This is a genomic window from Bradyrhizobium sp. GW821-FHT13H06 (genome assembly GCF_058803975.1).
In genome coordinates this window covers 135999-159974 of the sequence record NZ_JBXAPN010000010.1, presented here as the reverse complement: position 1 = coordinate 159974, position 23976 = coordinate 135999, and the positions used below count along the sequence as shown (strand labels likewise).

The window sequence follows — 23976 nt, the reverse complement described above, 5'->3', positions numbered from 1 at the left end:
GCTCCCTGACTTCGCCCAAAAATAGTGCAACGCACAAAAATGTCAAGAATCTTGTGCGTCGCACAAAATTCGACGCAAATCGCGGAAATTCCCGGGGTTTCCCGCAAGGGTTCCTTAAGCTTTTGGAAACCGCGGCCCCCTACCCTGATTCCCTGGACGTGTTCACTTCCGCAGGCGGCCAAAGCCGTTTGAGAACATCACCTTAGCCAGAACAGCGGCTCGGGTCCAACGTCCCCCGCGGCGAACACCAGCGGAGGGACAGCCTGAGCAGGTAATGATCCCGGGGCCATTGGGCACAATTTCGCCCCACGGGCCGGTGATCAAGTCAGAAACGGGGACGGGGTTCCATGCTTCGTAACAACTTGTCTTCCTCGCGCTTGGCGCGGGTTGGCGTTTTGGGGCTGCTTACGGTCACCATCGCGGTCATCTTCACCACCGATGCAGCGGAGGCGCGTCGCCATCGCCGCCACCATGTGCATCACCGCGTCCAGCGTGATGTGTCCGAGAGCTCGAGCTCGAAATTCGCGTCCATCATCGTCGACGGCAATTCCGGCGCGGTGCTCCAGGCAACAAGCCCTGACGGGATCCGCCATCCGGCGTCGCTGACCAAGATCATGACGCTCTATCTGCTGTTCGAGCGCCTCGAGTCCGGCAAGATGAAGCTCGATACCGAGATGCCGGTGTCCCAGCACGCCGCCAATCAGGATCCGACCAAGCTGAACCTGCGTGCCGGCCAGACCATTCGCGTCGAGGACGCGATCAAGGGCCTCGTCACCCGCTCGGCCAACGACGCTGCCGTAGTGATCGCGGAAGCGATCGCCGGCGACGAGGACGACTTCGCCCAGATGATGACGCGCAAGGCGCGTTCGCTCGGCATGTCCAGGACGGTCTACCGCAACGCCAATGGCCTTCCCAACGACGAGCAGGTCACCACCGCGCGCGACCAGGCGACGCTCGGTCGCGCCATCCAGGAGCGTTTCCCGCGCTACTATCGCTATTTCGCGACCTCGACCTTCAATTGGCGGGGACAGTCGATCCGCAACCACAACCACCTGCTCGGCAGCGTCGAGGGCGTGGACGGCATCAAGACCGGTTACACTCGCGCCTCCGGCTTCAACCTCGTCACCTCGATCCGCCGCGGCAACCGCCACCTGATCGGCGTGGTGCTGGGCGGCCGCAGCGGCGGCTCGCGCGACGCCATCATGCGCAGCCTGCTCGCGGAGAATCTCGACAAGGGCGCGACTGTCCACACGGTCGCCGCGGTCACGGAGCGCAACGGCGCCGAAGCCAATACCGACGTCGCCGATGCCTCGGATGCTCCGGCACGCTCCGCACCGCAGGTTCAGGCCACCGGCCCTGCTCCTGAAGCCGCCCCGTCGCGTCTCGCCTCGCGGCTGTCGACGCTGGCCGCTGCGGCCGCCGCGATGCCGCCCGCTCACGCCAGATCTGAAGCCAGCAAGCCTGAAGTTCGGCCGACTGAATCCAAGGTCGAGCCTGCGCCGCTCACCAATGGCGTGATTTCAAGCCAGCCGCTCTCCATCATCCCCGGCTCGTCCGAGCCGATGAAGCCGGTTCGGGTCAAGACGGTTCAGGTCAAGGCCGGCGCCGTGAAGGTCGCCTCCGCCGCCCCGACCCAGGTCGCCCCGCCGGTCACCAGCACCATCCCGCCCCGTTCCGACGTCGCGGAAACCTCCGGCGCCGTCGTCGCCCGGGCGGATCTCATCAACAAGCCCGAGGCGGTCAGCCAGCCGGAAGCACCGAAGGCCGAGATTGCCCGCACCGAACTGCCGCGGCAGCCGGCGGGCTTCGGTACTGGCAACGGCATCCTCGGGGTGCTGCCGGCGGCAACCGCCGCTGCGCCCGCCCCCGCCGGTCCGAAGCTCGCGTCCGCCGACCCGGCGCCGCAGCCGATCCAGATGAGCGCCACCACCAGGCCGGCCGTCGCTCACAGCGGCTGGATCGTCCAGGTCGGCGCGCTCGAGAGCGAGCACGAAGCCCAGCAGCGCATCGACGCTGCCCGCAGCTCCGCCCGCGGCCTGCTCAGCAAGGCCGATCCGTTCACCGAGCCGGTTGTCGCCAAGGACAATCGCAAGCTCTACCGCGCCCGCTTCGCCGGGCTCGAGCGCGACCAGGCCGAAGCCGTCTGCCGCACGTTGAAGCGCGCCGAGATCTCCTGCATCACCGTGCGCAACTGATCTCCCTTCTCCATTCCGAGCCAAATGCCCGCGCCCTTGCGCGGGCATTTTCGTTTTAGGGGTACGGTGATGCCGAGGCTATTCCTGACAAGGCCGCTCGACGACAACCTCTCGTCAAGGATTTACGGTTAAAACTTTACTCAAGGGATCGACCACGCCGACAATGGCGGGCATCGGGGCGACGGCAGACGGAGCGAACGGAGCTCACGCGGTACGGGCGTTTGTAGCGTAGTGCCGGAGTTAGCCGTTATGCGTGCGAAGCAGAGTATCCTTGGCCTCGTTTACCCGGGCAGCGAGATACGTCGAGCCCCCCTGGTCGGGATGGAGTTTCTTCATCAGGGCTTTGTGGGCCCGGCTGATGTCGTCGCGCCCCGCTCCCGGCTGCAAGCCAAGGATCTGATAGGCTTCCTCCGCCGTCATTTTGCCGCTCGCCGCCGTGCGGCGCTGCCGCCCTGCCGCATCGCCCTGCGCGTTCTGACGCCAAGCGGGAAACCGGCGGTCCAGATAGCTTTCAAGTAAGGCCACGCTCTCGGCGTCGAACGTCGGGACCATCGCCAGCAGGCCGGCAAGATCGAAGTCGCCGAGATTGCGCCCGGCGTGAGGTCCGGCGACGATCTGGCCTGTAAGCTGGCCGGAATCGTGGTCGAGCCGCATGTCGAGGAATTGCGAGCGCACGCGCGAAACCTGCCCTTGCGCCGGCGCCGCACCGCCACCGAACAGCCCGCCGATATTGCCGAAGCCGGCATTCGCCAGTGGCGTCCAGCCGAGCAGCCCCGCGCCGAAGATTCCGAGCGGGATCGCAACCGCCAGCTCGCCCCGCAAACCCGTGAAGGCCGCGACCGCCAGCGCCAGCACGCCGCCCCCAAACTTGATGGTTCGCGCCAGCACCGCCGGATTGGCCGCGCGGAACATCTGAAGCAGCAGATAAAGCGTGATAACGGCGACAGCGCCGGCAATCAGGGTCATGACCGGAATATAGTCGCCCTCGCGGCAAAATGCATCGCATCCACCGCCGCCGCGAGCCACGCCAGCCCGATCGCTACTTCATCTGGCCGATCAGAATCGCCGCGCCGCTCGCTGTCTTCGCCAGTTTCAGCAACGCTTCGCGTCCTCCGGCTGCATAGGCCGCAGCTGCCCGCAACAGCTCGCGCAGCTGCGCCGCCGCGCCGGGATCGAACCGGCACCAGGCGCCACCGGTCAGGCGCGCGATCTGGCGGAAGGCCTGCTCGGCGACGGCGTCACGGCCTTCCTGAAACACGAACACGGGCACCTTGAGCATACCGAGCTCACCGGCCTTGGCGTAGAGCTCGTCGACCTTTTCCTCCATGGCATCACCGACGAAGACCACGGCCCGCACGCCGGACGCCACCGCTTCGCGCCGGGCCTCGCTCAGCACCTTGCCGATCTGGGTATCGCCGCCGCGGCAATCGATCTTGCTCATCAGCGCCGCCAGCTTGGCGCTGTCGGAGATCCAGCCCGTGGCACGGCACTCGTTGAAGCCGCGATAGTAGACCAGCCGGATGTCAAGACTGCCGAGCGCTGCGGTCTCGCGAAACATGTCGGCCTGGAGCGCGCAGGCCAGGTCCCAGGTCGGCTGCCGGCTCATCGTTGCATCCAGCGCGAAGATCAGCCGCCCCCTCGCGCCCGGTGAATGCGGCGAAAGTGCCCGCGCCTTGGCGACGAAGGCGGCGATGTCTTCCGAGGCTGAGGTCGCCGCTTGCGGCAGTGCGCCGTCTGCTTGCGCCGAGACGGCATCGCGACCGCGCGGTTTGATGGGTTCGCCCGACATCGCTGCTTGCACCTTGCGTCAGCGACTAATGTGGTCAGCGCATGCGGTCCGGTCAATGTGCAAAGCCTCCGCGGGAAGGCCGGCGGAGGCTTTGACGATCGATGCAGTCGAGCGGTGACGTCAGCTCTTGTAGGTCAACCTTTGGCCGGTGCCATCAGAGCGACCGGACCAGGCTCAAGGATCTTGGGCGGGGACGATTGCGTGTCGACCGGCGCCACTTGGCTGTCGGTCGTGCTCAGGAACTTGTCGAGCATGCTCTGGATCGAGTTCTTCGCCACATCCGGACCGGTGTCGCGCATGTCGTTATGCTGGAATTCGGTCTTCACGACCTGGATGCCCGCCTTCTCGCACTCCTCGTCGGTCGGAAGCACGCCTGCATCGGTCTTGAATTGCGGATCCTGGGAGCGGAACGACAGGATCTTGAACTTGCCGGCGGTGACGAAGGGCACGCGCAGATTGTCGAGGGTGACAACCTTCTTGACCTCATCCGGATACTGCTTGGCGAAGTACATGGTGATGTCGCCGCCCATGGAGTGGCCGACCATCGTCACCTTGTCGTAGTCGGCATTGGGCTGAACCTTCTTCATCTCGTGCATGGCGAGATGAATGTTGGCGACGCCGCGCAGGATCTGCGGCAGGCGGCCGACATAGAGCTCGCCGGGCTTGGTCACCATCGGAGGATCGGTCGGCAGGTCATGCTGCGGGCTCAAGACCATGTAGCCGCGCGCAGCGAAGATGTTGGCGAGGAAGCCGTACTCGGTGTTCTTGACGGTGTTGCCGTGATTGATAACGGCGACCGGCAGCGTGATCATGCCGGCGTTGGCCTGCATTTCCTTGTCGCGGCGCACCGCGACGTAGACGGGCACCGGACGATTGTCGCGCGAGGCGTCGTAGAAGGTGATGGTCTCGTGCTTGATGGCCCACTTGCTCGCCGTGAAATAGGCGATGCCGCAGAGGGCACTGACCGAAACCAGAACGGCAATTCCACGCTTCATTTTCGTCCTCAGCCTCAGGCTTAGCGGCCTGAATCCCTGTTGAAAATCGTGTTCTTCCGGAGCTCTTTGGCCCCTTGTCGCCTATTCCCTAATATATGTCACAGCAGCGTGACAGGAAGGCTAAATAATGTGAAATCGCAGCCCTTCCATTGTGCGACGCACTCGTTTTCTGTGCACCCCATTCTCATACCACTACGTCAGGTGCAGCTCACCATCCGGTGCAACCGGCCCTGATTGGGCTCATTTCGCGGTCAACACGGAGTGAAAACGCGTCGAGCGCAGCTACGGTTCCCGGAGGAACCGGCTGCTTGGATCGATGGAGAGTAGCACCTTACCGCCGTCGCCTCAGACGCCCAGGATGTCGTGGACCTCGAGCGGCTTGTCGACCTGGTTGAACCACTCGGCCCGGTTGGCCGCGCGGCGCCGACCGCGCTCGTCGAGCGGCAGCTTGAGCTGGCGGAGCAGGCTCGTTACCTCCTCCCGCGCGGTAAGATGGCCGAGATTGGGCCGCATGCCGAGCGTGGCCTCGTCGATCTCGTCGAGGGCGGTCAGACCACGCGGAAAGAATTCGCGGTAGACGACGCGTTCGGCGAAGCCGTCGACGTAACGGAAGCCGAGCCGCAGCGACAAATCCTTCAGGCCCTCGGCGACGAGCTGCTTGTTGCGGGAGCCGAGCATCGACAGGCGGTTGCGCACGACGATCCAGTCGGTGGTTGCGCCGTCGAGCTGGCGGCGCTTGCGCCTGACGTCTCGCACCATCTCGGCATAGTGGCTCTCACCCGTCACCGCGTAGTTGGCGGGATCGACGGTACCGAGCACGTCGAAATCCAGGAAGCTGTCGTTGAGCGGCGTCACCAGGGTGTCGGCCATCGAATGGGCGAGCCGCATGAGATAGCTGTCGGTGCCGGGCGTATCGATGACGATGAAGTCGAAGCTGCTCTCGACCACCGAGACCGCTTCCATGAACTGCTGGAACTCGGAATGCTCGTTTTCAGCGATCTGCATGGTCTCGCCGAGCTTGATGCACCGATGCAGCGGCAGTTCGAGATCGAGCTTGGTGCGGCGGGCCCAGGCGGCGCGATTGTCGATGTAGCGGGTGAAGCTCTGCTGGCGGCAGTCGAGATCGATCGTGGCGACGCGCTGGCCAGCCTTGAGGAGCGCAACGGCGATGTGCAAGGCGGTGGTCGATTTGCCGGAGCCGCCCTTCTCGTTGCCGAGCACGACCACATGCGCCGAGCCCGATCGGCCTTGGCTAGCCTGCACAAGCATGATGATCCTCAACGCCGCTCGCGAATATCTTCGAGTTGGCCGCGTCTGTGGTCAAGTGAAATGCGTGACAGATCATGCAAATCGCAGCGCGCCCTGCTTCATCGTGAATCGCGGCGCCGTCTTTCGTCTGTTGATCCGGTCTGCAATGTCGCGACGTCCTGCGCCACCTTGCGCGGGATGCTGTGCCGCATCCGGATGCATGGCGTCCACGATCGCCGCTTGTTAAGGTTAGCCGGTCGGGCACGACGCCCGCACCCGCGCCGTTTCCCAATCCGTCGAGTCCTGATGTCAGCAAGCCCATTGATCGCCCGCACGGTCCCCGCCCTGCGACGCGCCGTCGACAATCTCCGCAAGCGAAAAGCCACGATCGCGCTGGTCCCGACCATGGGGGCCCTCCATGACGGGCATGTGTCCCTGGTTCGCCTCGCCAAGCGGCGCGCCAGCCGCGTCGTGGTGTCGATCTTCGTCAACCCGACTCAGTTCGCCCCGACGGAGGATTTTGGCGCCTATCCGCGCACCTGGAAGGCCGACATCGCCAAGCTCGCGGCCGAGGACGTCGATATCGTCTGGCACCCGGGCGTCGAGGCCATGTATCCGGAGGGCTTTGCCACCCGCATCGTGCCGGAAGGGCCGGCGCTCGCCGGCCTCGAGGACCGCTTCCGCCCGCACTTCTTCGGCGGCGTCGCCACCGTCGTCGGCAAGCTGTTCACGCAGTGCCGGCCGGACTTTGCGATCTTCGGCGAAAAGGATTTTCAGCAGCTGCGGGTGGTGACGCAGATGGCGCGCGACCTCGACCTCGGCGTCAAGGTCCTCGGCTCCCGCACCGTGCGCGAGCGCGACGGGCTCGCGATGTCCTCGCGCAACGTCTACCTCTCGCCCGAGGAGCGGCAGACCGCCACCGTCCTCTACCGCGCCATGAAGGAGAGCGCCGGGCGCATCCGGGCCGGCGATTCGATCGCGCCGGCGATGGCGGGCGGCGCCGAAATGATCAAGGCCGCCGGCCTGGTGCTCGACTATTACGAGGTCCGCCACGCCGAGACGCTGGCGCCGGTCACCTCGCGCAAGGACGGCCCCCTGCGGATCCTGGTCGCAGCCAAGCTCGGCACCACCCGGCTGATCGACAATATCGCGGTTTAGAGCAGCCCGAGATCACGCAGCTCGCGCCGCATCGGCTCCGGCATCGCCGCGATCGAGCCGGCTGCGGACTTGCCGAGATCGGCCGGAACGGAATCGTCGGTGAGATAGCGCCAGCCCTGGAACGGGCGCATCGGCCGCGGCGAGACCGAGATCACCTTCGGCTGCATCACGATCCGGCAGCGCCCGATGCCGTCCTTGTCGCGGAACGGCTCGATGCCGATGATCTTTTCCCGCGCGGCGATCTCGCCCTTGATCACCCAATAGAGCGAACCGCCGGCGAGGATCTCGGCGTCGCGCTTGGGCACCATGCGGGTGATATGGACGTGACGTTGCGGCAAACCCTTCTTCTTGGCGGTCTGCATCCGTTCGGCCACCCACTCCTTCAATTCCTTGACGGAGTCGCAGCCGACGGCAAGCTTGATCAGATGGAGTGGCATGCCCAAGCATTAGCCGGGCAGCCACGCATTGGGAATGCCGATCTACTCGTTATCCGCAGCCGCCGGAGCCGGCGCCGAGGCCGGTGGCGCGAGAGGAACCGGGGCGGCAGCCGGCGCACGCGCGGCCTTCGGCGCCGGCGGTTTCTTGGCGGCGGGTGCCGCTGCCTGCGCCGAGGTTGCAGCAGCCGGCGCGCGCGGCGCTGGCGGCGCTGCGTTGGCTGCAGGCGCGGCCTGGCGCGTTGCCGTGGACGGCTCCGCACTCATGATGCTCACCGGCGGTGTCGACGCAGCGCTCGGGAACTCCGCATTGGTCGGCTTGCCCGTCGGCATCGACGGCGGCAGCCCGGCAAGCGCTGCGGTGGCCGGCATCGCCAGCGCTGTTGCGGGCGTATTCCAGGTCGGCGCGTAGCGCGAGACCAGCGTGTCGTAGAGATGGGAGCCCATGTTGGCGGCGACCTGCTGCTGGTCGGTCAGCGAGCGGAACGCGGCGCAATCGAACTGCGTGCAGCCGTCGCGCACGATCAGCACATGCGCGACAAGGCCGTAGCGATCACGCTCAAGCGACTTGCGCAGCACCTTCATCTCGAGTGTCAGGCTCCTCTCGGCCGTGGCGGCGTCGCCGAGCGCGGTCAGCCGGTCGATCCTGGCGGCCGTGTAGGACACGGCGGCGGCCGCGGCGTCAGGCGCGCCGAACAGCGCCTTCTCGCAGCCAGCGGCGACGGCATCGCCGGCGAGATCGTCGAGACAGGACAGTGCCGGCAGGCTCGCGGCAACCGCGGCCTGCGCGCGCGCTTCGGCCGGGGCCGCCTGTCCGTCCGGTCCATAGGCGCGCACGGTGGCTGCCCCTGCAATCACGATGGATAGCAGCGTAATGACGGTCAGCGCACCGTTGGCGACGGATCTGTCGGCGCGGTGCAGCGTGAGCAGGAGGATCAATCCGAAGAATCCGGCGGCCGCCAGCGTCATCCACATCGGGAAGGCCGGCGAGTGCCAGATTTGGTCGAACGAAGTGGCCCATGCCCAGTTCATGCGCGACGTCCCCTCACGCGAGCAAAGAGCGAATGGTCAAGCGAGCACCGCGAGTCGGCAACTGCCCCGGCCCACCTTGTGAGCGTGAAGCTGGCCTTTTGACGGCGCAGGATACAAATCCCTGATGGCACCAATGCGCGGGTGCGGTCAGCTTCAGGAGAGCGCGAGCTGGCTTTCCTTGGCGACGCGCTCGAAGGCTTCGGTCGAGCTCTTGATCCGGTACTGGCAGTCGTCGCCGTCGGTCGGCAGCAGACGGATGACTTCGTACGAGCCGCTGGCAGCGGGACGCGCGACGTTGCTTGCCGTGAACAGGACGCGCGATCCCACGGGAAATTTGTGCTTCAACACCCTCTCCATTACTCAAACAGCGCCTACCTCGCCCAGTGTCCCACTGCGATGGCCGGCCGGAAACCCGGGCTGTTATATAGCACGCGACTCGCCGTTTTGGCCAGCGCCATGGCAGCATGGCAAGCACTCAAATTTTTCAGTCATTTCAGAATGATAACGGGACAAATGGCGGGCCGATGATACCAGCGGAGCTGCTCGTTCCGCCGGCATGTCGCAGGTCGGTGTCGCAGCCCCCCGATCCACCGCCCCCTAGCTCATTGCCGGCCTGAGGCGGCCGGCCGGCGGGCGGTCGGCCGCCCCCGTCAAGCCTGCGGTCAGGCGTCCTCGAACTTCGCGATGACGAGCGTTTCGGCAAGCCCGTCGCGCGTCCATTCCTGGAACGCCGGCAGTGCCATCATCGTCTCCATGTAGGCCTTGGTGTCCGGCGCCACCTCGATCGCATAGGTGCGAAAGCGGTGCACGACCGGGGCATACATGGCGTCCGCCGCGCCGAAGCGGCCGAACAGGAACGGTCCGTTCGCGCCATAGCGGGTGCGGCACTCGCGCCAGATCGCCTCGATGCGCGCGATGTTGGCCTTGGCGTCCGCCGACAACGCCACGGGGCGGATCGGCCGATGCAGGTTCATGCCGCATTCGTTGCGCAAGGCCATGAAGCCGGAATGCATCTCGGCGCACACAGAGCGGGCATGCGCACGCGCAGCGACATCGTCGGGCCACAGCTTCACTTCCGGATAGCGCTCGGCGATGTACTCGATGATGGCAAGCGAATCCCACACCGTGATGTCGCCATCGACCAGCACCGGCACCTTGCCGGCGCGGCTGAAGGACAGGATCTGCTCCTTGTCGGCGGGATTGTCGGTGTAGAGCGGGATGAGCGTCTCCACGAACGGAATGTCGTTGGCGCGGAGCGCGAGCCAGGGCCGCATCGACCATGACGAGTAGTTCTTGTTGCCGATCGCGAGTTTCAGCGCAGCCATATCACCAGTCCTTCTCGATACGCCTTGAAGCAAGCTGCTTTTAGCGCCATCGCCTGCCGCCAATCAATCGTTGCTGCGCCCCGTCATGCGTGGCAATCGTTGCGGTCCTTGCCAGGAGACAGACATGAGCAGGCATTGGGTCGACATCACCGCCGTCGGCTTCTTCATCATCGAATGGCTGGTCTATGCCCTGACGCTCGAGCACTCGGCCTATGGCCGCGACAGCCTGTCGGCGCGCATGAACCGCTATCGCGAGGTCTGGGTGCGCCGCATGCTCCACCGCGAGACGCGCATGGTCGACATGCAGATCATGGCCTCGCTGCAGAGCGGCACCGCCTTCTTCGCCTCCACCAGCCTTTTCGCGCTCGGCGGCGCGCTGGCGCTGCTGCACGCCACCAACGACGCCATCACGATTCTGAGCAAGCTGCCGGTCGACCTCAGCACGTCGCCCGCGATGTGGGAGCTGAAATGCGTCGGCCTCGTGCTGATCTGCGTCTATGCCTTCTTCAAGTTCGCCTGGGCCTATCGCCTGTTCAACTACGTCGCGATCCTGTTCGGCGGCATGCCGCCGGCCGACCGGCGCGACACGCCGGAGGCCGAAGCCCATGTCATTCGCACCTCCCGCCTGTTCGAATCCGCCGGCCGCCATTTCAACCGCGGCCAGCGCGCTTTCTTCTTCGCGCTCGGCTATCTCGGCTGGTTCGTCAGCCCCTGGGTGCTGTTCGTGACCACAGCCGCCGTGGTGGTCGTCACCTGGCGGCGGCAGTTCGCGTCCAGTGCGTGGGCCGCGATGGCGCCGGAAATGGTGGATGGTGAGGAGATGCGGAAGCGCGGTGATTGAGGCGCGTGTCCGGCACGAGCTGCAACGCGCAAGCGTTGCGCCGGGACCCGGGGCCACAGTACGACACAGCGATATGGGCCCCGGCTCTGCAGCGCACCGTCGAAGGGACGCTGCGCTGCGTCCGGGGCACGAGAGTGGAGTTTGGCGCAGGCTCTCTCCTCCTCGTCATTGCGAGGAGCTCTTGCGACGAAGCAATCCAGACTGTCACCACGGAGGGATTCTGGTTTGCTTCCGCCTTCGTGCGAGCGGATTGACCGAGGGCGACACAGCAGAATCCGGCTCCACGCTACCCACCGAAATCCCGCGGGCTGAACGGCAAGTCCAGCACCTTCCATTCCTCGTACTTGTCGGCCGGCAGCATCTTGTAGGGCTGGCAGTTCTGGAGCGCGCTCATTGCGGACTTGACGATAGCCACGCCCTTCACGGACGGCGGGGCTTCGAGCAGGATCGGCTCGCGTGCCAGCGTGCCGTCGGTGGCGAACACCGTGCGCAGCTTGACCTGGACGTTGTCGGTCGGCGCGACCCCCGCCGGCAGCTTGGCGCAACTTCTCAGGTGGCGGCGAAGCGCGGCGATGACCTCGGGCGGAAGCTTCGCGGCGATCGAATCCTTGGCGTCGCCGCCATCGTCCTTGGGGACATCTTTCAGCAGCTCCGTCGGCAGTTCAGGCGGAAGGCCCAGCATGACGCCGTATTTGACGGTGACGTCCGGCTCCGGAGGCAGATAGGCCGGCGGCGGCGCCGCCTGCGGCTGCTGCATTGTCTGAGCTGGCGGTTGCGACGGCAACTGCTGAGGCGGCGACTGCTGAGGCTGCGGTTGCGCATTGGCCTCCTGCTGCTTCTGCGGCTGTGAGGATGGCGGCTGGTTCTGTTTTGCCTCGGGCGAGGCCTGCGGGGATGGCGATGGTGCAGCAGCCTCCTGCTTGGCCGCGGGCTTCGGCGCTGCGTCGGCCTTGTCGGTGACATCCAGCTTCGGCAGCTTCAGATCGGGGAGCGGCTCCGGCGGCTTCTCCTTCGCCTCGTCCTTGGACTTCTCCTCGGCCTTCTCGTCCGCTTTGGCCTCTTCCTGCTTCACCTGCTCCGGCGTGACGATGTCCACCATCACGGTCTCGGGGGGCGCGGCGTGGAACGGATGGACTTCGCTGATCAGGATGATCAGCCCCACCAGCGTCAGATGCGCGATCGCCGACGCCGCAATGTCCGTCCGTATGATCTTCCGCAGTTCCATCGACCGATCTTCGGTTGCTGCCGCGGTCCTAGCATAACGGAAGTCCCCCTCAATCCCATTTCGGCGCGAAGCCGAAATCGGTCAGGCGTCCCCTGGGATTGGCGAGCCCGGCGACCCGGCTCATCTCGTCTTCCGATAGCTCGAAATCGAAGATGTCGATGTTTTCCGACAGGCGCTCGACGCGCGAGGTGCGCGGGATCGCAGCGACATTCTGCTGCACCAGCCAGCGCAGGCAGACCTGCGCCGGCGTCTTGCCGTGGGCGCGCCCGATTTCGGCAAGCGTCTGATCGGACTTGATGCGGCCCCTCGCAATCGGACTGTAGGCGACCAGCGCGAGGCCGTGCTGGTCGCAGGCCGCCCTCACCTTCGCCTGGTCGAGATAGGGGTGATATTCGACCTGGTTGCAGACGAGCGGCTCGGCCGACAGCGCGACCGCCTGCTCGATCAGCGCCACCGTGAAATTGGAGACGCCGATGTGGCGGGTCAGGCCCATCTGCCTGGCATGCGACAGCGCGCCCAGCGTCTCCGCCAGCGGCACGTGGGAATTGGGCCAGTGCAGCAGCAACAGATCGACGCAGGGAAGCCGCAACCGGGCGAGGCTCTCCTTGACCGAGCGTTCGAGATCGTTGGGCGCGAAATGGTTGGTCCAGACCTTGGTGGTGAGGAAGACGTCGTCGCGGCGCACGCCGGAGGCGCGCAAGCCGTCGCCGACCTCGCGCTCATTGTCGTAGACCTGCGCGGTGTCGATGTGACGATAGCCGAGCCGCAGCGCCTGCTCGACCACGCGCGCGGCAGGCCTGCCGCTCAGTTCCCAGGTCCCGAGCCCGATCGCCGGGATTCTCGCGCCATTGGCCTCGACGAACAGCATGAGGAATCCTCTCTGTTGCGGCAGCCCGAAATGTTACTATGGACCCGGCCGGTGATGCTGCCAACGGACGCGTCAACGATCGGGGCGAATATTCAGGTGCAGGACTAACGAGAGGTGTGCGTCAGACCTTGGCGAGCGCCTGGAACACGGTGTCCGGCGCATGCGCGATCACCGCGAGCAGCGCGCGGGCAGGCCCTCGTGGAGCGCGCTTGCCCTGCTCCCAGTTGCGGATGGTCTCGACGGGGACGCCGAGCTTGGCGGCGAACTCCATCTGGGTCAGGCAGGCGCGACGCCGCAGATCGCGCACCGCGAGCGGGCCGGTATCGCCCGGCGCGGCATTGGCCGCAGGCTGGACCGGAAATTCCTGCCCATCCCGCAATTCGACGATCCGTCCGTCCGCCTTCAGCCGCAACCGCATGCCGATTCCCCCAAGCACAGCGATGATGCGGCAGGTCGCTTAAGTTCGGATTAAAGATGCGAGGTCCCGTGCCCCGGACGCGGCGCAGCGCAGCTTCGCGGTGTGCCGCAGAGCCGGGACTCATGTCGCGGCACCGTGCCGTGCAGCTTTCCAGGTCCCGGTTCTGCGGCAGCAGCGCCATAAGCGCGTTTACGCGCGTCTTCGACGCGCTATTGGCGCCGCAGCGCGCCCGGGACACGAGAGCGCGCAGCAATTTTCCTACTTCAGCCCGAACCAGAGGGTCGCGATGCCGAGGAACGAGAAGAAGCCGACCACGTCGGTCACGGTGGTCACGAAGGTGCCCGACGCCACCGCCGGGTCGGCCCGGACGCGATCCAGCGCCATCGGGATCAGGATGCCGCCGAGCGCGCCAGCGACGAGGTTGCAGATGATGGCGAGCCCGATGACGATGCCGAGGCCCGGGATCTTGAACCAGGCGACCGCGGCAATGCCCGTGATCACGGCGAAGGCGAGCCCGTTGACGAGGCCGACCAGCGTCTCGCGCAGCACCACGCGCCAGGCGTTGGAGGAGCCGAGCTCGCGGGTGGCGAGCGCGCGCACCGCCACCGTCATGGTCTGGGTCGCGGCATTGCCGCCCTGACTCGCCACGATCGGCGCCAGCACCGCGAGCGCCACCATCTGTTCCAGCTGGCCCTCGAACAGGCCGAGCACGGAGGACGCCAGAAAGGCGGTGGCGAGATTCACCAGCAGCCAGTTGAAGCGGCCGCGCGCAATCGTCAGGAAGGTGTCCGACAGCTCTTCGTCACTGGTGACGCCGCCGAGCGCCTTGAGGTCCTCGTCCGCCTCCTCCTCGATGACGTCGACAACGTCGTCGACGGTGATGACGCCGACCAGGCGGTCTTGGGTGTCGAGCACGGGCGCGGCGACGAGATTGTACTTGCCGAACATGCGCGCCACCTCTTCCTGGTCCTCCAGGACGGAGACGCGGCGGCGGTCTTCGTCGGTCAGCTCGGTCAGCGCCACCGGGCGGCGCGTGCGCAGGAGCACGTCGAGCGGCACCGCGCCCAGCCAGTGCTGGTCCTTGTCGACGACGTAGATCTCGTAGAAGCGGTCGGGCAGATCCGGCGTCTCGCGCATGTAGTCGATCGCCTGGCCCACGGTGAAATCCTGGGGCACGGCGATGAACTCGGTCTGCATCCGGCGGCCGGCGGAGTTCTCCGGATAGAGCAGGCTGCGCTCGAGAGCGACGCGCTCCTTGAGCGGCAGCTTTTCGAGGATCTCCTCCTGCTCGGCCTCGTCGAGGGTTTCCAGGAGCTCGACCGCATCGTCGGATTCGAGCTCGCGGACGCCCTCGGCGACCGTCTCCGGCGGCAGTTCCACGAGTATCTCCTCGCGGACGGCCTCGTCGACCTCGTTCAGGGCCGAGAAGTCGAAATCGCGCCCTGTCAGCTCGACCAGGCGGACGCGGTCGTCGGGCTCCAGGGCACCGATCAGATCGCCGAGATCGGCCTCGTGCAGCTCGGCGACACAGGCACGCAGCGCAGCGCTGTCGCCAGCCTCGATCGCCCGGGCAATTTCTTCGACGAATTCATGACGAATTTCGCCGTTCTCATTGCGCATCGGCACGTGGTCGAGTACCGAATCGGAGGCGGATGGGGCAACGTCCATATGTTCATCCATGGCGCGCCTCGCCGGTTGACAGGTTGGAACCAGTGGTCTGAGCTGATGGTTCAGGCAATACCCACAAGGCAACTCTGAGCGCAATGACAAAGATGCTTCGACTGAAATGGACATCTATGACGGCGGGCGCGGTCATCGCGGCCATCATCGGCATCGCCTCGGCCGATGCCGCCGAGTGCCCGCGCAAGGATGCGCTCGGCACCTCGCGCATCCTGAGCGTTGACGCGAAGACGTATCCGCGCGTCGGCCTGAAGAGCTTTCCCGCGACGCTGCCGCTGGCAGATCATGAGGTCGTGCTGACTTTCGACGACGGCCCGTTCCCGCCGACGACGTCCAAGGTGCTGGCGGCGCTGGCGCAGGAGTGCGTGCGCGCGACCTTCTTCCTGATCGGCCAGCACGCCGCCGAATATCCCGACATGGTCAAGCGCATCGCCCGCGAGGGCCACACCGTCGGCCACCACACCTGGTCGCATCCGTTCATGGCGCATATCCCGTTCGACAAGTCGAAGGCCGACATCGATCGCGGCATCGCTGCCGACGAGATGGCGCTGCACGGCACCTCGACCACGACACCCTCGACGCCGTTCTTCCGCTTTCCCTATTTCGAGTCGACGCAAGCACAGCTCGACCTGCTCCAGTCGCGCGGCATCGTCGTGTTCGGGGCCGATCTATGGGCCAGCGACTGGGAGGAGATCACGCCGGAGCAGGAATTGAAACTCGTCACCGACCGCCTGGCGGCGAGCGGCAAGGGCATCATCCTCTTCCACGACAACAAGGTGCGCACGGCCGCAATGATGCCGGCCTTTCTGCGGTATCTGAGGGAGAACGGCTATCGGGTGGTCCACGTCGTACCGGCGGGTACGTCACAGAAGAGCGCCGATGCGCATTGATGCCGGAATGTCACGCCAGCGCAAAATGGGGTGATCCTGGCCCAATTAACACTCTGTTCATGCTACCTCCTGCAAAGATGGTTGGGGTATTGCACCTGAACCATTCCGGGGCGTCTCCGACCTACTAAGGCGGCAATCACGCACGAGGGCAGACGAGGTTCATGATCGGAATTAGCGTTGTTTTGCGGACGCGATCGTGGATCGTCCTCTGTCTGGGAATGCTGACTGCCGGCACACCGGCGGCCTTCGCAGCCGACTGTCCCGGCCACCCGGACGCCCTCGGCACCTCCCGCACCCTCGTGGTCGATCCGCGCGAGCATCCGCTGATCGGCACCATGCAGTACCGCGAGACGTTGCCGCTGAAGGACCATGAGGTCGTCCTGACCTTCGACGACGGTCCGCTGCCGAAATATTCCAACCAGGTGCTCCAGATCCTCGCCGACGAGTGCATCAAGGCGACATTCTTCATCATCGGCAGCCAGGCCAAGGCCAATCCGGAAGGCGTGCGCAAGCTGGTCGCGGCGGGCCACACCGTCGGCACGCACAGCATGGACCATCCGCTGACCTTCGACCGGATGCCGATCGACAGGGCCGAGGCCGAGATCAACGGCGGAATCGCGTGGACCTCGGCCGCGATGACCGATCCGTCCCAGCTCGCCCCGTTTTTCCGCATTCCCGGCCTGATGCGCGCCGAAGGCGTCGAGAACTATCTGATCTCGCGCGGCATCCAGGTCTGGAGCGCCGATTTCCCAGCCGACGACTGGCGGCATGTGTCGTCCGACCGCGTCTACCAGCTCGCGATCCAGCGGCTGGAGGCCAAGGGCAAGGGTATCCTGCTGCTGCACGACATCCAGGCCCGCACGGTGGCGGCGCTGCCCAAGATCATCCGCGACCTCAAGGCGCGCGGCTATCGCATCGTGCATGTGGTGCCCGCGACCGCCGAGCGACCGGCGACGCCGACCATGACGGTGGAATGGCTGCTGCATCCGCCGACCGAGACGACGCCGATCGCGCGCTGGCCGCGCGTGCCGAATTTCGTGTTCACGCAGACCCGGACGCTGCCGGCGCCCGCTCTTGCCGACCTCAACGCGCAGGCCGAGCATCAGCCGCTGCTGCCGCTCAAGACCATGGCGCAGGCCAATGTCGCGGCCACCCTGCCCGTGCCCGGCCGCGCGCTCTTTGCGATCCCCGAAGGCTCGGTCGAGGTGCTGCTGTCGACGACCTTGTCGCGGCGTGCCGCGACGCGGCTGGCGATGGCAGCCGAGACATCTCGTGCGGCCAGGGACAAGGCCGCACATGCCAAAGCAGCAAAGGGCAAGACGGCCAAGCTGCAGGGACGGCGCACGGCGCATGCAGCGCCGGCGGCACCGGATCATGCCGAGCAGCCCAAGGGCACGACAGCCACGGGCACTGCACCCAAGGGCCCGGCATCCAAGAGCGCCACCACCCGCCCGACCCGCGTCGCCAGCCTGAAGAAGCGCGCCTGAGCCCTCACTGCCGCATGATCGCGGCGACGCAGAGCAGCACGATCAGCGCCAGGAAGAACAGGTCCATATAGGACTTGAGCTCGCCATCGCGCCGCAGCCGCGCCACGTCGGCGACCACCTGCCTGCGCGCCGAGGCTCCGCCTGAACCGTCACTGATCGAAGCCTGCAGGCGCTTGGTCTCCGCCTCCAGCTTCTCGATCTTCTGGAAGAAGTAGAACGCACGCAGCGTCGAGGCGGCGCGCATGCCGGCATAGACCAGCACCAGGATCGCCAGGATCGCCCGGTTCGGATACTTCTCCATGAAGTTCAGGCTGAAATAGACCACCGCCATGAACGCGAAATTGGTGAGGAAGCGGTAGACGAAGCTAAGAAAGGCCATGCTGGCTCGAACCTTTGAGGGGGCGCAACTCGATCGTGTCGCGAAATTTCGGGATGGGGGACCCGGACCGGAACGGCCGGCCTGGATGCGGCAGCGGCCCGTCTACGCCAAGTTTGTTTCAACAAAGATACTATCGTCCCGAAACTTGCCGCCTTTTAGCCAGATGTGGCCACAACACAGGCCGGAGCATGGCCGATCGGACTGCCCGCGCGGCATGCCCGCGACGGCTCAATGGCGATTTGGCCGAAGTCGCGGTAAACTGCCGGCCGCCGCCATATGTGGGGTCTGCCGATGCCGAAGAAGGGAATCACGGGCCACGACGAGTGGGTTCTGACCGAGGCGCTCGCAACCGCCCTGGTCGCGCTGGAGCAGCTCGCACCGAAGCACCAGCCGAACGCGCATATGGACGACATCCGCAAGCTGCTCGCAAACGGCAAGGAGCCGGCTGCGGTGAGCCTGCACCTCGCCCAGGCCAAATGCCGCCTGTTTCCCGAGATCGACCCGCTAGAGATCTACCGGGAATACGGCATCGGCGAGGAGTATGGCTGAAGAGGCGCGCTTCGAGTGTCGCAAGGACCGGTGCGCGCCAATGCGCTAGTTTTGCGAGGTCTTCAGCAGCGGGCATTCGCTCTGGCTCAACGGAAGATAGGCTTCCTCGGCAGGTATCCTCTCGACAACGTCGTAATAGTCCCAGGGCGTCTTCACGTCCGAAGGCTTCCTGACCTCGACGAGATAGAAATCGTGCACCAGCTTGTTGTCAGCGCGCAGCCGCGCGCCGGGCGCGTAGAAGTCGTCTACGGGCATTGACCGAATCTGCTCCAGGACAGCATTGGTTTCATCCGTCCCTGCAGCAGCCGCGGCCCTCAGGTATTGCAGGACGGCCGAATAGACGGCGGCTTGTGGCGCGGTCGGCATGGCGTTGTGAAGCTTGTGGAACCTCTGGGCGAACGCCCGCGTCGCCTCGTTGAGCGCCCAGTACCAGGCGGTAACCGTCGTCAATCCCTTGGCCGTTTCGGCGCCCATGGCGTGCACATCGGTCAGAAACATGAGTTCGGCGACGGCCTTCTGAGACCCGGCATTCATTCCGAACTCATTCCATTGCTTCATCGAGGTCACGAGCTGTTCGCCAGCATTGGCGAACGCGACCACTTTGGCCTTCGAGGCCTGGGCCTGGAGCAGGAAAGAGCTGTAGTCGGCATTTCCCAGCGGATGAAAGACCGCGCCGAGCGACTTAGCACCAGTCGCCGCGAGCACGCGCTGAGACACTTCGACCATATTGCGGCCGAACGCATAGTCGGACGCGATGAAGAACCAGCTGTCGTATCCTTGCGACACCAGCTTTCGGACCGAGCCGGCGACCAGATTGTAATTGTCGTGCAACCACATCAGACCGGTGCGCGAACATTGCTTGCCGCCGATATCGGTGGTCCCGACCGCCGAGTAGATGACGATCTTGTTCTTGTCGCGCGCAATCGACTGGATGGCGAGCGCGACCGCCGAGTTCCCGACGTCGGCCACCATGTCGACGCCATCCACGTCGAACCATTTGCGGACGATCTGGGCGCCGATATCCGGCTTGTTCTGATGGTCGGCGACGACGATGTCGACCTTCAGGCCCGGCGCGATCTTCTGGAAATCCTGAACCGCCATCTTCGCGGCGACGACGGATCCGGGTCCGGCAAGGTCGGACAATGGTCCCGCCTGGTCGTTGATGATGCCGATCCGGACAACCTCACCGGAAAAATCGGCGGCCAGGCTCCGTTCGGCGAGCGCGACCGGACCCAGCGTCAGGATGATGCCGAAGGCCGACCGGCAAAGTCGGATGTGCCATGACTGCAATGCCCCTACGTGATCCACCATCTTCCCCTCGCTCTGTCACCGCGACGACTGTCGGCAATGATTGCTTCGAAACACCGCGCTATCCCTCCTGACGAATGGCTCTCCTGACGAACTCCAGACGCCTCGCCTGCGCGGGCGCGACCAGCTCCTTCATCGTAGCAACGATCGCAGCCGGTGCGGTATCCGGCGAACCGGCCCGGAAAGGCGGTACGGGATTGTACTCCATGCGCAGCTGGATCATTTCCGCAGCCGCGCGGCCTCTCAACATCGAAACGAGCGTGAGCGCGAAGTCGATTCCGGCGGTGATGCCGCCGCCCGTCATGCGATTGCGATCGATGCAGACCCTCTCGCGCGACACCTCGGCTCCGAAGAGCGGCAATGCATCGGTCGCCGTCCAGTGCGTGGCCGCGCGATATCCTTTCAGGAGACCGGCGGCACCGAGAACGAGCGAACCCGTGCAGACCGAAGTCAGGTATTTCGCGCCCCGCGCCTGCGCTTTCAGAAACGCAAGCACCTCCTCGTCCAGCATCAGCTCGTCGGTGCCATAGCCGCCCGGGACGCAGATCACGTCGAGTTGCGGGCAATCGGCGAAGGTGATGGTCGGCGTCAGCGCAATCACGGAATCGCTCGGCACGGGCTCGATGCGTTTCCAGATCAGATGCACCGTCACGTCAGGCAGGCTGGAGAAGACCTGAGCGGGACCGGTGAGATCGAGCTGGGTCACGCGGGGAAAAACCAGAAGACCGATCTGCAACGGACCCGACATATTCAACCTCGACATCGCGCTTGACGGTGGCAGCCTGCCATGTTGGCCTTGGGGGCGGAAACGGCGTAATTCCCTCATTTTTGGACGCGTTCATGATCGGTTTCCTGATCTTTCCCGAATTCCAGTTGCTGGATGCCGCCGGCCCGATATCGGTGTTCGAGATCGCAAGACGCCACACGCCGCATGCGCCGCGTGTGATAATGGTAGCCACGAAGGCCGGCGCCGTGCGCAGTTCGTCCGGCACCGAGATGCTCGCGCGCAACTTGCGATCGGCAAGCTCAGTCACGACACTTTTCGTGGCAGGTGGCGAAGGCGTCGAGGACGCGGCGCGCTGCAAGACGACGATCGCATTTATTCAGAGATTGGCGCGCCGCGGCGTGCGTCTGGCCAGCGTCTGCTCGGGGGCCTATTTGCTCGCCGAGGCGGGAGTCCTGGACGGTCGTTGCGCGACCACGCATTGGTCCTGTACCCGTGACTTCATCGGACGGTTCCCGAAAGTCCGGCTCGAGCCGGACCAGATCTTCACCCGCGATGGGGGCGTGTGGACATCGGCCGGAATCACCGCAGGAATTGATCTGGCGCTCGCCATGATCGCCGAGGACCACGGTGAACAGATTTCGCAAGCGACCGCTCGGCAGCTGGTGCTGTACCATCGCCGCAGCGGCGGACAATCGCAGTTCTCGACCTTGCTCGAACTGAAGAGGCCGAACGGGCGCTTCGGCAACCTTCTTTCATGGGTGCGCGAGAATCTAGATGCGCCTCTCACGGTCGAGGCACTTGCCGAGCGCGCAGGCCTGAGTTCACGGCATTTCGTCCGCTCCTTCATTGCCGAAACCGGATCCACGCCAACGAAGGCCGTCGAGCGCTTGCGGGTCGAGGTGGCACGGGAGCGCGTGCAGTCCTCCGGAGAAGCGATCGAGCGCGTCGCTCAAGCCACCGGATTTCGCGACCCCGAGCGGATGCGCAGAGCCTTCATCCGCGCATTCGGTCAGCCGCCGAAGTCCCTGCGGCGTTCCGCCCGAACTGCATGAGAGCTGCAGTTGACCGGCGCTAGTCCAAGGCCCGCCGGCAACCGATCCTGCGATCACCATGACCAGCGCACCAAGGTCGATCCTGCAATTGACGGTCAGCTCCTCCGAGCTCTTCGCGTCTCCCGCGCCCTGGACCTTCAGCGCTTGCGGCCGGTCGGCGGCTTGGCGCTTCAACTCGTCGATGATGGCTTCCTTGAGCTTTTCTTCCAGGATGGACATCTCCTCAGGCCGCCATCGCGCGGCAGGATTGTACGCATGAGCGACACATCGCGACGCCTTCGTCCATGCCGCCCGCAATCCTCGGCACATTCGCTGCCGATTTTTCCGATCGATCGCGAGGCTCACCGCCATCGCGCCCGGTCAAGCCAGTTGCTGCGGCAGGCTGCTGTGGATCATGCAGGCGGCAACCGCCGCGTGGCCGAACGCGACCGAGATCTGGTGCAGGTCGGTGACGACGTCGCCGATGCCGTAGAGCCCATCGATCGATGTGCGCTGGTGGTCGTCGACCTTCAGATAGCCCTCCCCGGTATGCTCGGCGCCCAGCGACACCGCGAGCTGCGAGCGCACCTCCGCCCCCATCGCGGGATAGATCGTGTCAAATTGCGCCGTGCGGCCGTCGGCGAAGACGGCTTCCACGAGTTCGCCTCTCCGCCGCAAACGCAGATCGGGCGCGAGCAGGACCTCCACATCCGCCTCGGCCAATCGTGACGTTGCCGCCTGATCGTCATCACGATCCGTTGCGAGCAGCGTGACGTCTTTCGAATAGCCGCGCAGGAACAGCGCCTTGCCCACGGCGCGCGCGAGCGGGCCGATGACGCCGATGCGGCGGCCGGACGCCTCGAAGGCGTCGCAGACGGGGCAGTAGCGCAACAGCCCATCCGCAACGGCGGCGCGCCATTCGTCGAACGGCGGATGGGTGTCGACGATGCCGCAGGCGAGAATGACGGCAGCGGCCGCATGCGCGCGGCCATTCCAGCTCGCCAGAAAACCCTGATCGCGTCGCTGCAGGGCGGTGACCTCGGCGTCCACGCGCGTGACGGCGAGCTCGTGCAGCTGGGCCGACATCCGTTCGATCAGTTCAGTGCCGGACAGGCCGTGGACGAAGCCCGGGACATTGTGGCTGCGTGGGATCAGCGCCGCCCGGCTCGCGCCGGCGTCCACGACGCAGACGCTGCGACGGAATCGCGCCAGATAGATCGCGGCCATGAGCCCGGCCGGCCCGCCTCCGACGATCAGGCAATCGAGCGGCGGCGCGCCGGTCATTTCGGGTTCGGGTCCGCAAGACCGGTACCGGGCTCCTCGAGGCGCCCACTCCTTGCAAGCCGGACCGCGTTGCCCAGCGCGCGCGCCGCGTTCTGCACCTCCTGCTGGAATTCCCTGTCCTCGTCGAGATCGCGATGCGAGGTGGCGTATGGCTCCATATAGCCGACATAACCGTCGAGCTCGGCGAAGCGCCCCGCCGAGATCAGCTGCATGTCGGTGAGCCAGTCGGACAAGGCGCGGCGCACGCCCTCGGCGCCGACCGCATCGCCGTGAACGACGAGGCCGAAATGGCGGCCGGCGAGATGGCGCGGATAGGGCCAGCCCTTCAGCTCCATCGCCTTGGCTTCGGTGGCGTTCTTGCCGTGGGTCGAGGTCGGATCGGGATTGCCGCCGTCGGCGCAGACCATGCGGTCCATCATCGCCTTGAGCCCGGCGGGCACGTGATACCAGTGCACCGGCGTCACGATCATGATGCCGTGGGCGGCAACCCAGAGCGGATAGATCTCGTTCATCCAGTCGCCGGTCTGGCCCAGTGAATGGTTCGGATAGCAGCTGCACGGCCAGTGGCAGAGCGGCATGGCGGTGCCGACGCAGGTCTTGCAGGGATGAATGGTCTTGCCGAACTCCGAGGCGAGGCGCGACAGATCGAGGATGTCGACGGCAAATCCCATCTCGATGAAGACGGGCTCGGCCAGCTTGACCAGCCGCCAGGTCTTGGACATCTCGCCGGGACAGGTGTGCTCGCTGCGCGCCGAGCCGTTGATGACGAGGATGCGCGGCGTCTCGTCCGCATCGTCGTGGCGCCGCTGCGCTTCCAGGATCTTCGCGCGCGCATCGAGCCAGTCGAGGGCAAGATCGTAATCGGGGTCGAAGAAGCCTGCACCCGCCTTCCGCGTCAACGGCGCCTTGCGCGAATGGCTGTAGGCGTCCCAGGCCGCAGCAGCGATGACATCGAGCTCACGTTGCAGCGGGGCAAAGGCGGGGTCGACGAACTGCTCCTTGTAGCGTCGCTCGAACTCCTCGCGCGACAGCTTGACGGGCGGCATTCCCTTGCGAACGTCGGCTTCCGTCATGCTGGCTCCTGGCGAAGTCGGTCATCGACCAACCCGGCGC

Annotated in this window: 24 protein-coding genes; 7 read left to right on the top strand and 17 right to left on the bottom strand. The window is 65.5% G+C overall.

The genetic code is table 11. From position 1 onward, the window contains the following. Window positions 1–347 precede the first annotated feature (347 nt). Window positions 348–2195 carry a D-alanyl-D-alanine carboxypeptidase gene (locus AC1RQP_RS32475; RefSeq protein ID WP_492941049.1) on the top strand — a complete coding sequence of 616 codons (1848 nt, stop codon included), beginning with the start codon at window positions 348–350 and terminating at the stop codon, window positions 2193–2195. 240 nt (window positions 2196–2435) lie between these two features. Here AC1RQP_RS32475 and AC1RQP_RS32470 read toward each other — a convergent pair whose 3' ends face one another. The 4 genes from AC1RQP_RS32470 to AC1RQP_RS32455 all read right to left on the bottom strand — a co-directional run bounded on the left by AC1RQP_RS32470 (window position 2436) and on the right by AC1RQP_RS32455 (window position 6248). Next, a complete protein-coding gene (locus AC1RQP_RS32470) occupies window positions 2436–3161 on the bottom strand; it encodes a DnaJ domain-containing protein (protein ID WP_239629804.1) in 726 nt (241 codons plus the stop codon). Between the two features lie 73 nt (window positions 3162–3234). After that, complete coding sequence (locus tag AC1RQP_RS32465; protein WP_492941047.1) at window positions 3235–3984, bottom strand: VWA domain-containing protein; 750 nt, start codon at window positions 3982–3984, stop codon at window positions 3235–3237. 134 nt (window positions 3985–4118) lie between these two features. Beyond that, complete coding sequence (locus AC1RQP_RS32460) at window positions 4119–4979, bottom strand: alpha/beta fold hydrolase (RefSeq protein ID WP_131867935.1); 861 nt, start codon at window positions 4977–4979, stop codon at window positions 4119–4121. A 345-nt stretch (window positions 4980–5324) separates the two neighbouring features. Then, on the bottom strand, window positions 5325–6248 hold the full coding sequence (locus tag AC1RQP_RS32455) for a division plane positioning ATPase MipZ (RefSeq protein WP_239624056.1): 924 nt from the start codon (window positions 6246–6248) through the stop codon (window positions 5325–5327). A 285-nt stretch (window positions 6249–6533) separates the two neighbouring features. Between AC1RQP_RS32455 and panC the strand changes: the two genes are divergently transcribed. Continuing rightward, window positions 6534–7385, top strand: a complete 852-nt coding sequence (gene panC / locus AC1RQP_RS32450; RefSeq protein WP_239624057.1) for a pantoate--beta-alanine ligase — start codon at window positions 6534–6536, stop codon at window positions 7383–7385. Here panC and AC1RQP_RS32445 read toward each other — a convergent pair. From AC1RQP_RS32445 to AC1RQP_RS32430, 4 genes are all read right to left on the bottom strand, one after another. Then, the gene (locus AC1RQP_RS32445) at window positions 7382–7822 is read right to left on the bottom strand and encodes a DUF1489 family protein (protein ID WP_492941044.1); all 441 of its coding nucleotides are present in this window, start codon (window positions 7820–7822) and stop codon (window positions 7382–7384) included. The two genes, panC and AC1RQP_RS32445, sit on opposite strands and share 4 nt — an antisense overlap. A 42-nt stretch (window positions 7823–7864) precedes the next feature. Further along, entirely contained in the window at window positions 7865–8851 is a 987-nt protein-coding gene (locus AC1RQP_RS32440) for a hypothetical protein (RefSeq protein WP_492941042.1), read from the bottom strand. 153 nt (window positions 8852–9004) lie between these two features. Further along, the gene (locus AC1RQP_RS32435) at window positions 9005–9208 is read right to left on the bottom strand and encodes a hypothetical protein (RefSeq protein ID WP_085966667.1); all 204 of its coding nucleotides are present in this window, start codon (window positions 9206–9208) and stop codon (window positions 9005–9007) included. Between the two features lie 305 nt (window positions 9209–9513). Continuing rightward, window positions 9514–10176, bottom strand: a complete 663-nt coding sequence (locus tag AC1RQP_RS32430; protein WP_271529486.1) for a glutathione S-transferase family protein — start codon at window positions 10174–10176, stop codon at window positions 9514–9516. 124 nt (window positions 10177–10300) lie between these two features. Here AC1RQP_RS32430 and AC1RQP_RS32425 point away from each other — a divergent pair, with 124 nt between their 5' ends. Then, window positions 10301–11017, top strand: coding sequence for a DUF599 domain-containing protein (locus tag AC1RQP_RS32425; protein WP_492941040.1), 717 nt, complete (start codon window positions 10301–10303; stop codon window positions 11015–11017). Between the two features lie 286 nt (window positions 11018–11303). On the opposite strand, the gene AC1RQP_RS32420 is transcribed toward AC1RQP_RS32425, so the two are convergent. From AC1RQP_RS32420 to mgtE, 4 genes are all read right to left on the bottom strand, one after another. Then, on the bottom strand, window positions 11304–12242 hold the full coding sequence (locus AC1RQP_RS32420; protein WP_492941038.1) for a hypothetical protein: 939 nt from the start codon (window positions 12240–12242) through the stop codon (window positions 11304–11306). A gap of 49 nt (window positions 12243–12291) precedes the next feature. Then, the gene (locus tag AC1RQP_RS32415) at window positions 12292–13110 is read right to left on the bottom strand and encodes an aldo/keto reductase (RefSeq protein WP_061877259.1); all 819 of its coding nucleotides are present in this window, start codon (window positions 13108–13110) and stop codon (window positions 12292–12294) included. A gap of 121 nt (window positions 13111–13231) precedes the next feature. Beyond that, window positions 13232–13528: a helix-turn-helix domain-containing protein gene (locus AC1RQP_RS32410; RefSeq protein WP_061877258.1), complete on the bottom strand. Its 297-nt coding sequence runs from the start codon at window positions 13526–13528 to the stop codon at window positions 13232–13234. Window positions 13529–13786: 258 nt separating this feature from the next. Beyond that, window positions 13787–15208, bottom strand: a complete 1422-nt coding sequence (gene mgtE / locus AC1RQP_RS32405; protein ID WP_492941035.1) for a magnesium transporter — start codon at window positions 15206–15208, stop codon at window positions 13787–13789. 116 nt (window positions 15209–15324) lie between these two features. Between mgtE and AC1RQP_RS32400 the strand changes: the two genes are divergently transcribed. Both AC1RQP_RS32400 and AC1RQP_RS32395 read left to right on the top strand, forming a co-directional pair. Next, the gene (locus tag AC1RQP_RS32400) at window positions 15325–16098 is read left to right on the top strand and encodes a polysaccharide deacetylase family protein (RefSeq protein ID WP_492941161.1); all 774 of its coding nucleotides are present in this window, start codon (window positions 15325–15327) and stop codon (window positions 16096–16098) included. A 161-nt stretch (window positions 16099–16259) separates the two neighbouring features. Then, entirely contained in the window at window positions 16260–17585 is a 1326-nt protein-coding gene (locus AC1RQP_RS32395) for a polysaccharide deacetylase family protein (protein ID WP_492941033.1), read from the top strand. A gap of 4 nt (window positions 17586–17589) precedes the next feature. Here AC1RQP_RS32395 and AC1RQP_RS32390 read toward each other — a convergent pair whose 3' ends face one another. Beyond that, window positions 17590–17964, bottom strand: coding sequence for a hypothetical protein (locus tag AC1RQP_RS32390; RefSeq protein ID WP_239624072.1), 375 nt, complete (start codon window positions 17962–17964; stop codon window positions 17590–17592). 291 nt (window positions 17965–18255) lie between these two features. Here AC1RQP_RS32390 and AC1RQP_RS32385 point away from each other — a divergent pair, with 291 nt between their 5' ends. Beyond that, window positions 18256–18513 carry a hypothetical protein gene (locus tag AC1RQP_RS32385; protein ID WP_193374346.1) on the top strand — a complete coding sequence of 86 codons (258 nt, stop codon included), beginning with the start codon at window positions 18256–18258 and terminating at the stop codon, window positions 18511–18513. 45 nt (window positions 18514–18558) lie between these two features. Here AC1RQP_RS32385 and AC1RQP_RS32380 read toward each other — a convergent pair whose 3' ends face one another. After that, window positions 18559–19824, bottom strand: coding sequence for an ABC transporter substrate-binding protein (locus AC1RQP_RS32380; protein ID WP_492941031.1), 1266 nt, complete (start codon window positions 19822–19824; stop codon window positions 18559–18561). Between the two features lie 58 nt (window positions 19825–19882). Continuing rightward, window positions 19883–20569: a DJ-1/PfpI family protein gene (locus AC1RQP_RS32375; protein WP_492941029.1), complete on the bottom strand. Its 687-nt coding sequence runs from the start codon at window positions 20567–20569 to the stop codon at window positions 19883–19885. A 92-nt stretch (window positions 20570–20661) separates the two neighbouring features. Between AC1RQP_RS32375 and AC1RQP_RS32370 the strand changes: the two genes are divergently transcribed. Then, complete coding sequence (locus tag AC1RQP_RS32370) at window positions 20662–21600, top strand: GlxA family transcriptional regulator (protein WP_239624077.1); 939 nt, start codon at window positions 20662–20664, stop codon at window positions 21598–21600. A 360-nt stretch (window positions 21601–21960) separates the two neighbouring features. Here the strand turns inward: AC1RQP_RS32370 and AC1RQP_RS32365 are convergent, their stop codons facing one another. After that, on the bottom strand, window positions 21961–22863 hold the full coding sequence (locus AC1RQP_RS32365) for an NAD(P)/FAD-dependent oxidoreductase (protein WP_492941027.1): 903 nt from the start codon (window positions 22861–22863) through the stop codon (window positions 21961–21963). Then, a complete protein-coding gene (locus AC1RQP_RS32360) occupies window positions 22860–23936 on the bottom strand; it encodes a flavodoxin family protein (protein WP_492941025.1) in 1077 nt (358 codons plus the stop codon). Before AC1RQP_RS32360 ends, AC1RQP_RS32365 begins: the two co-directional genes overlap by 4 nt. Window positions 23937–23976 lie beyond the last annotated feature (40 nt).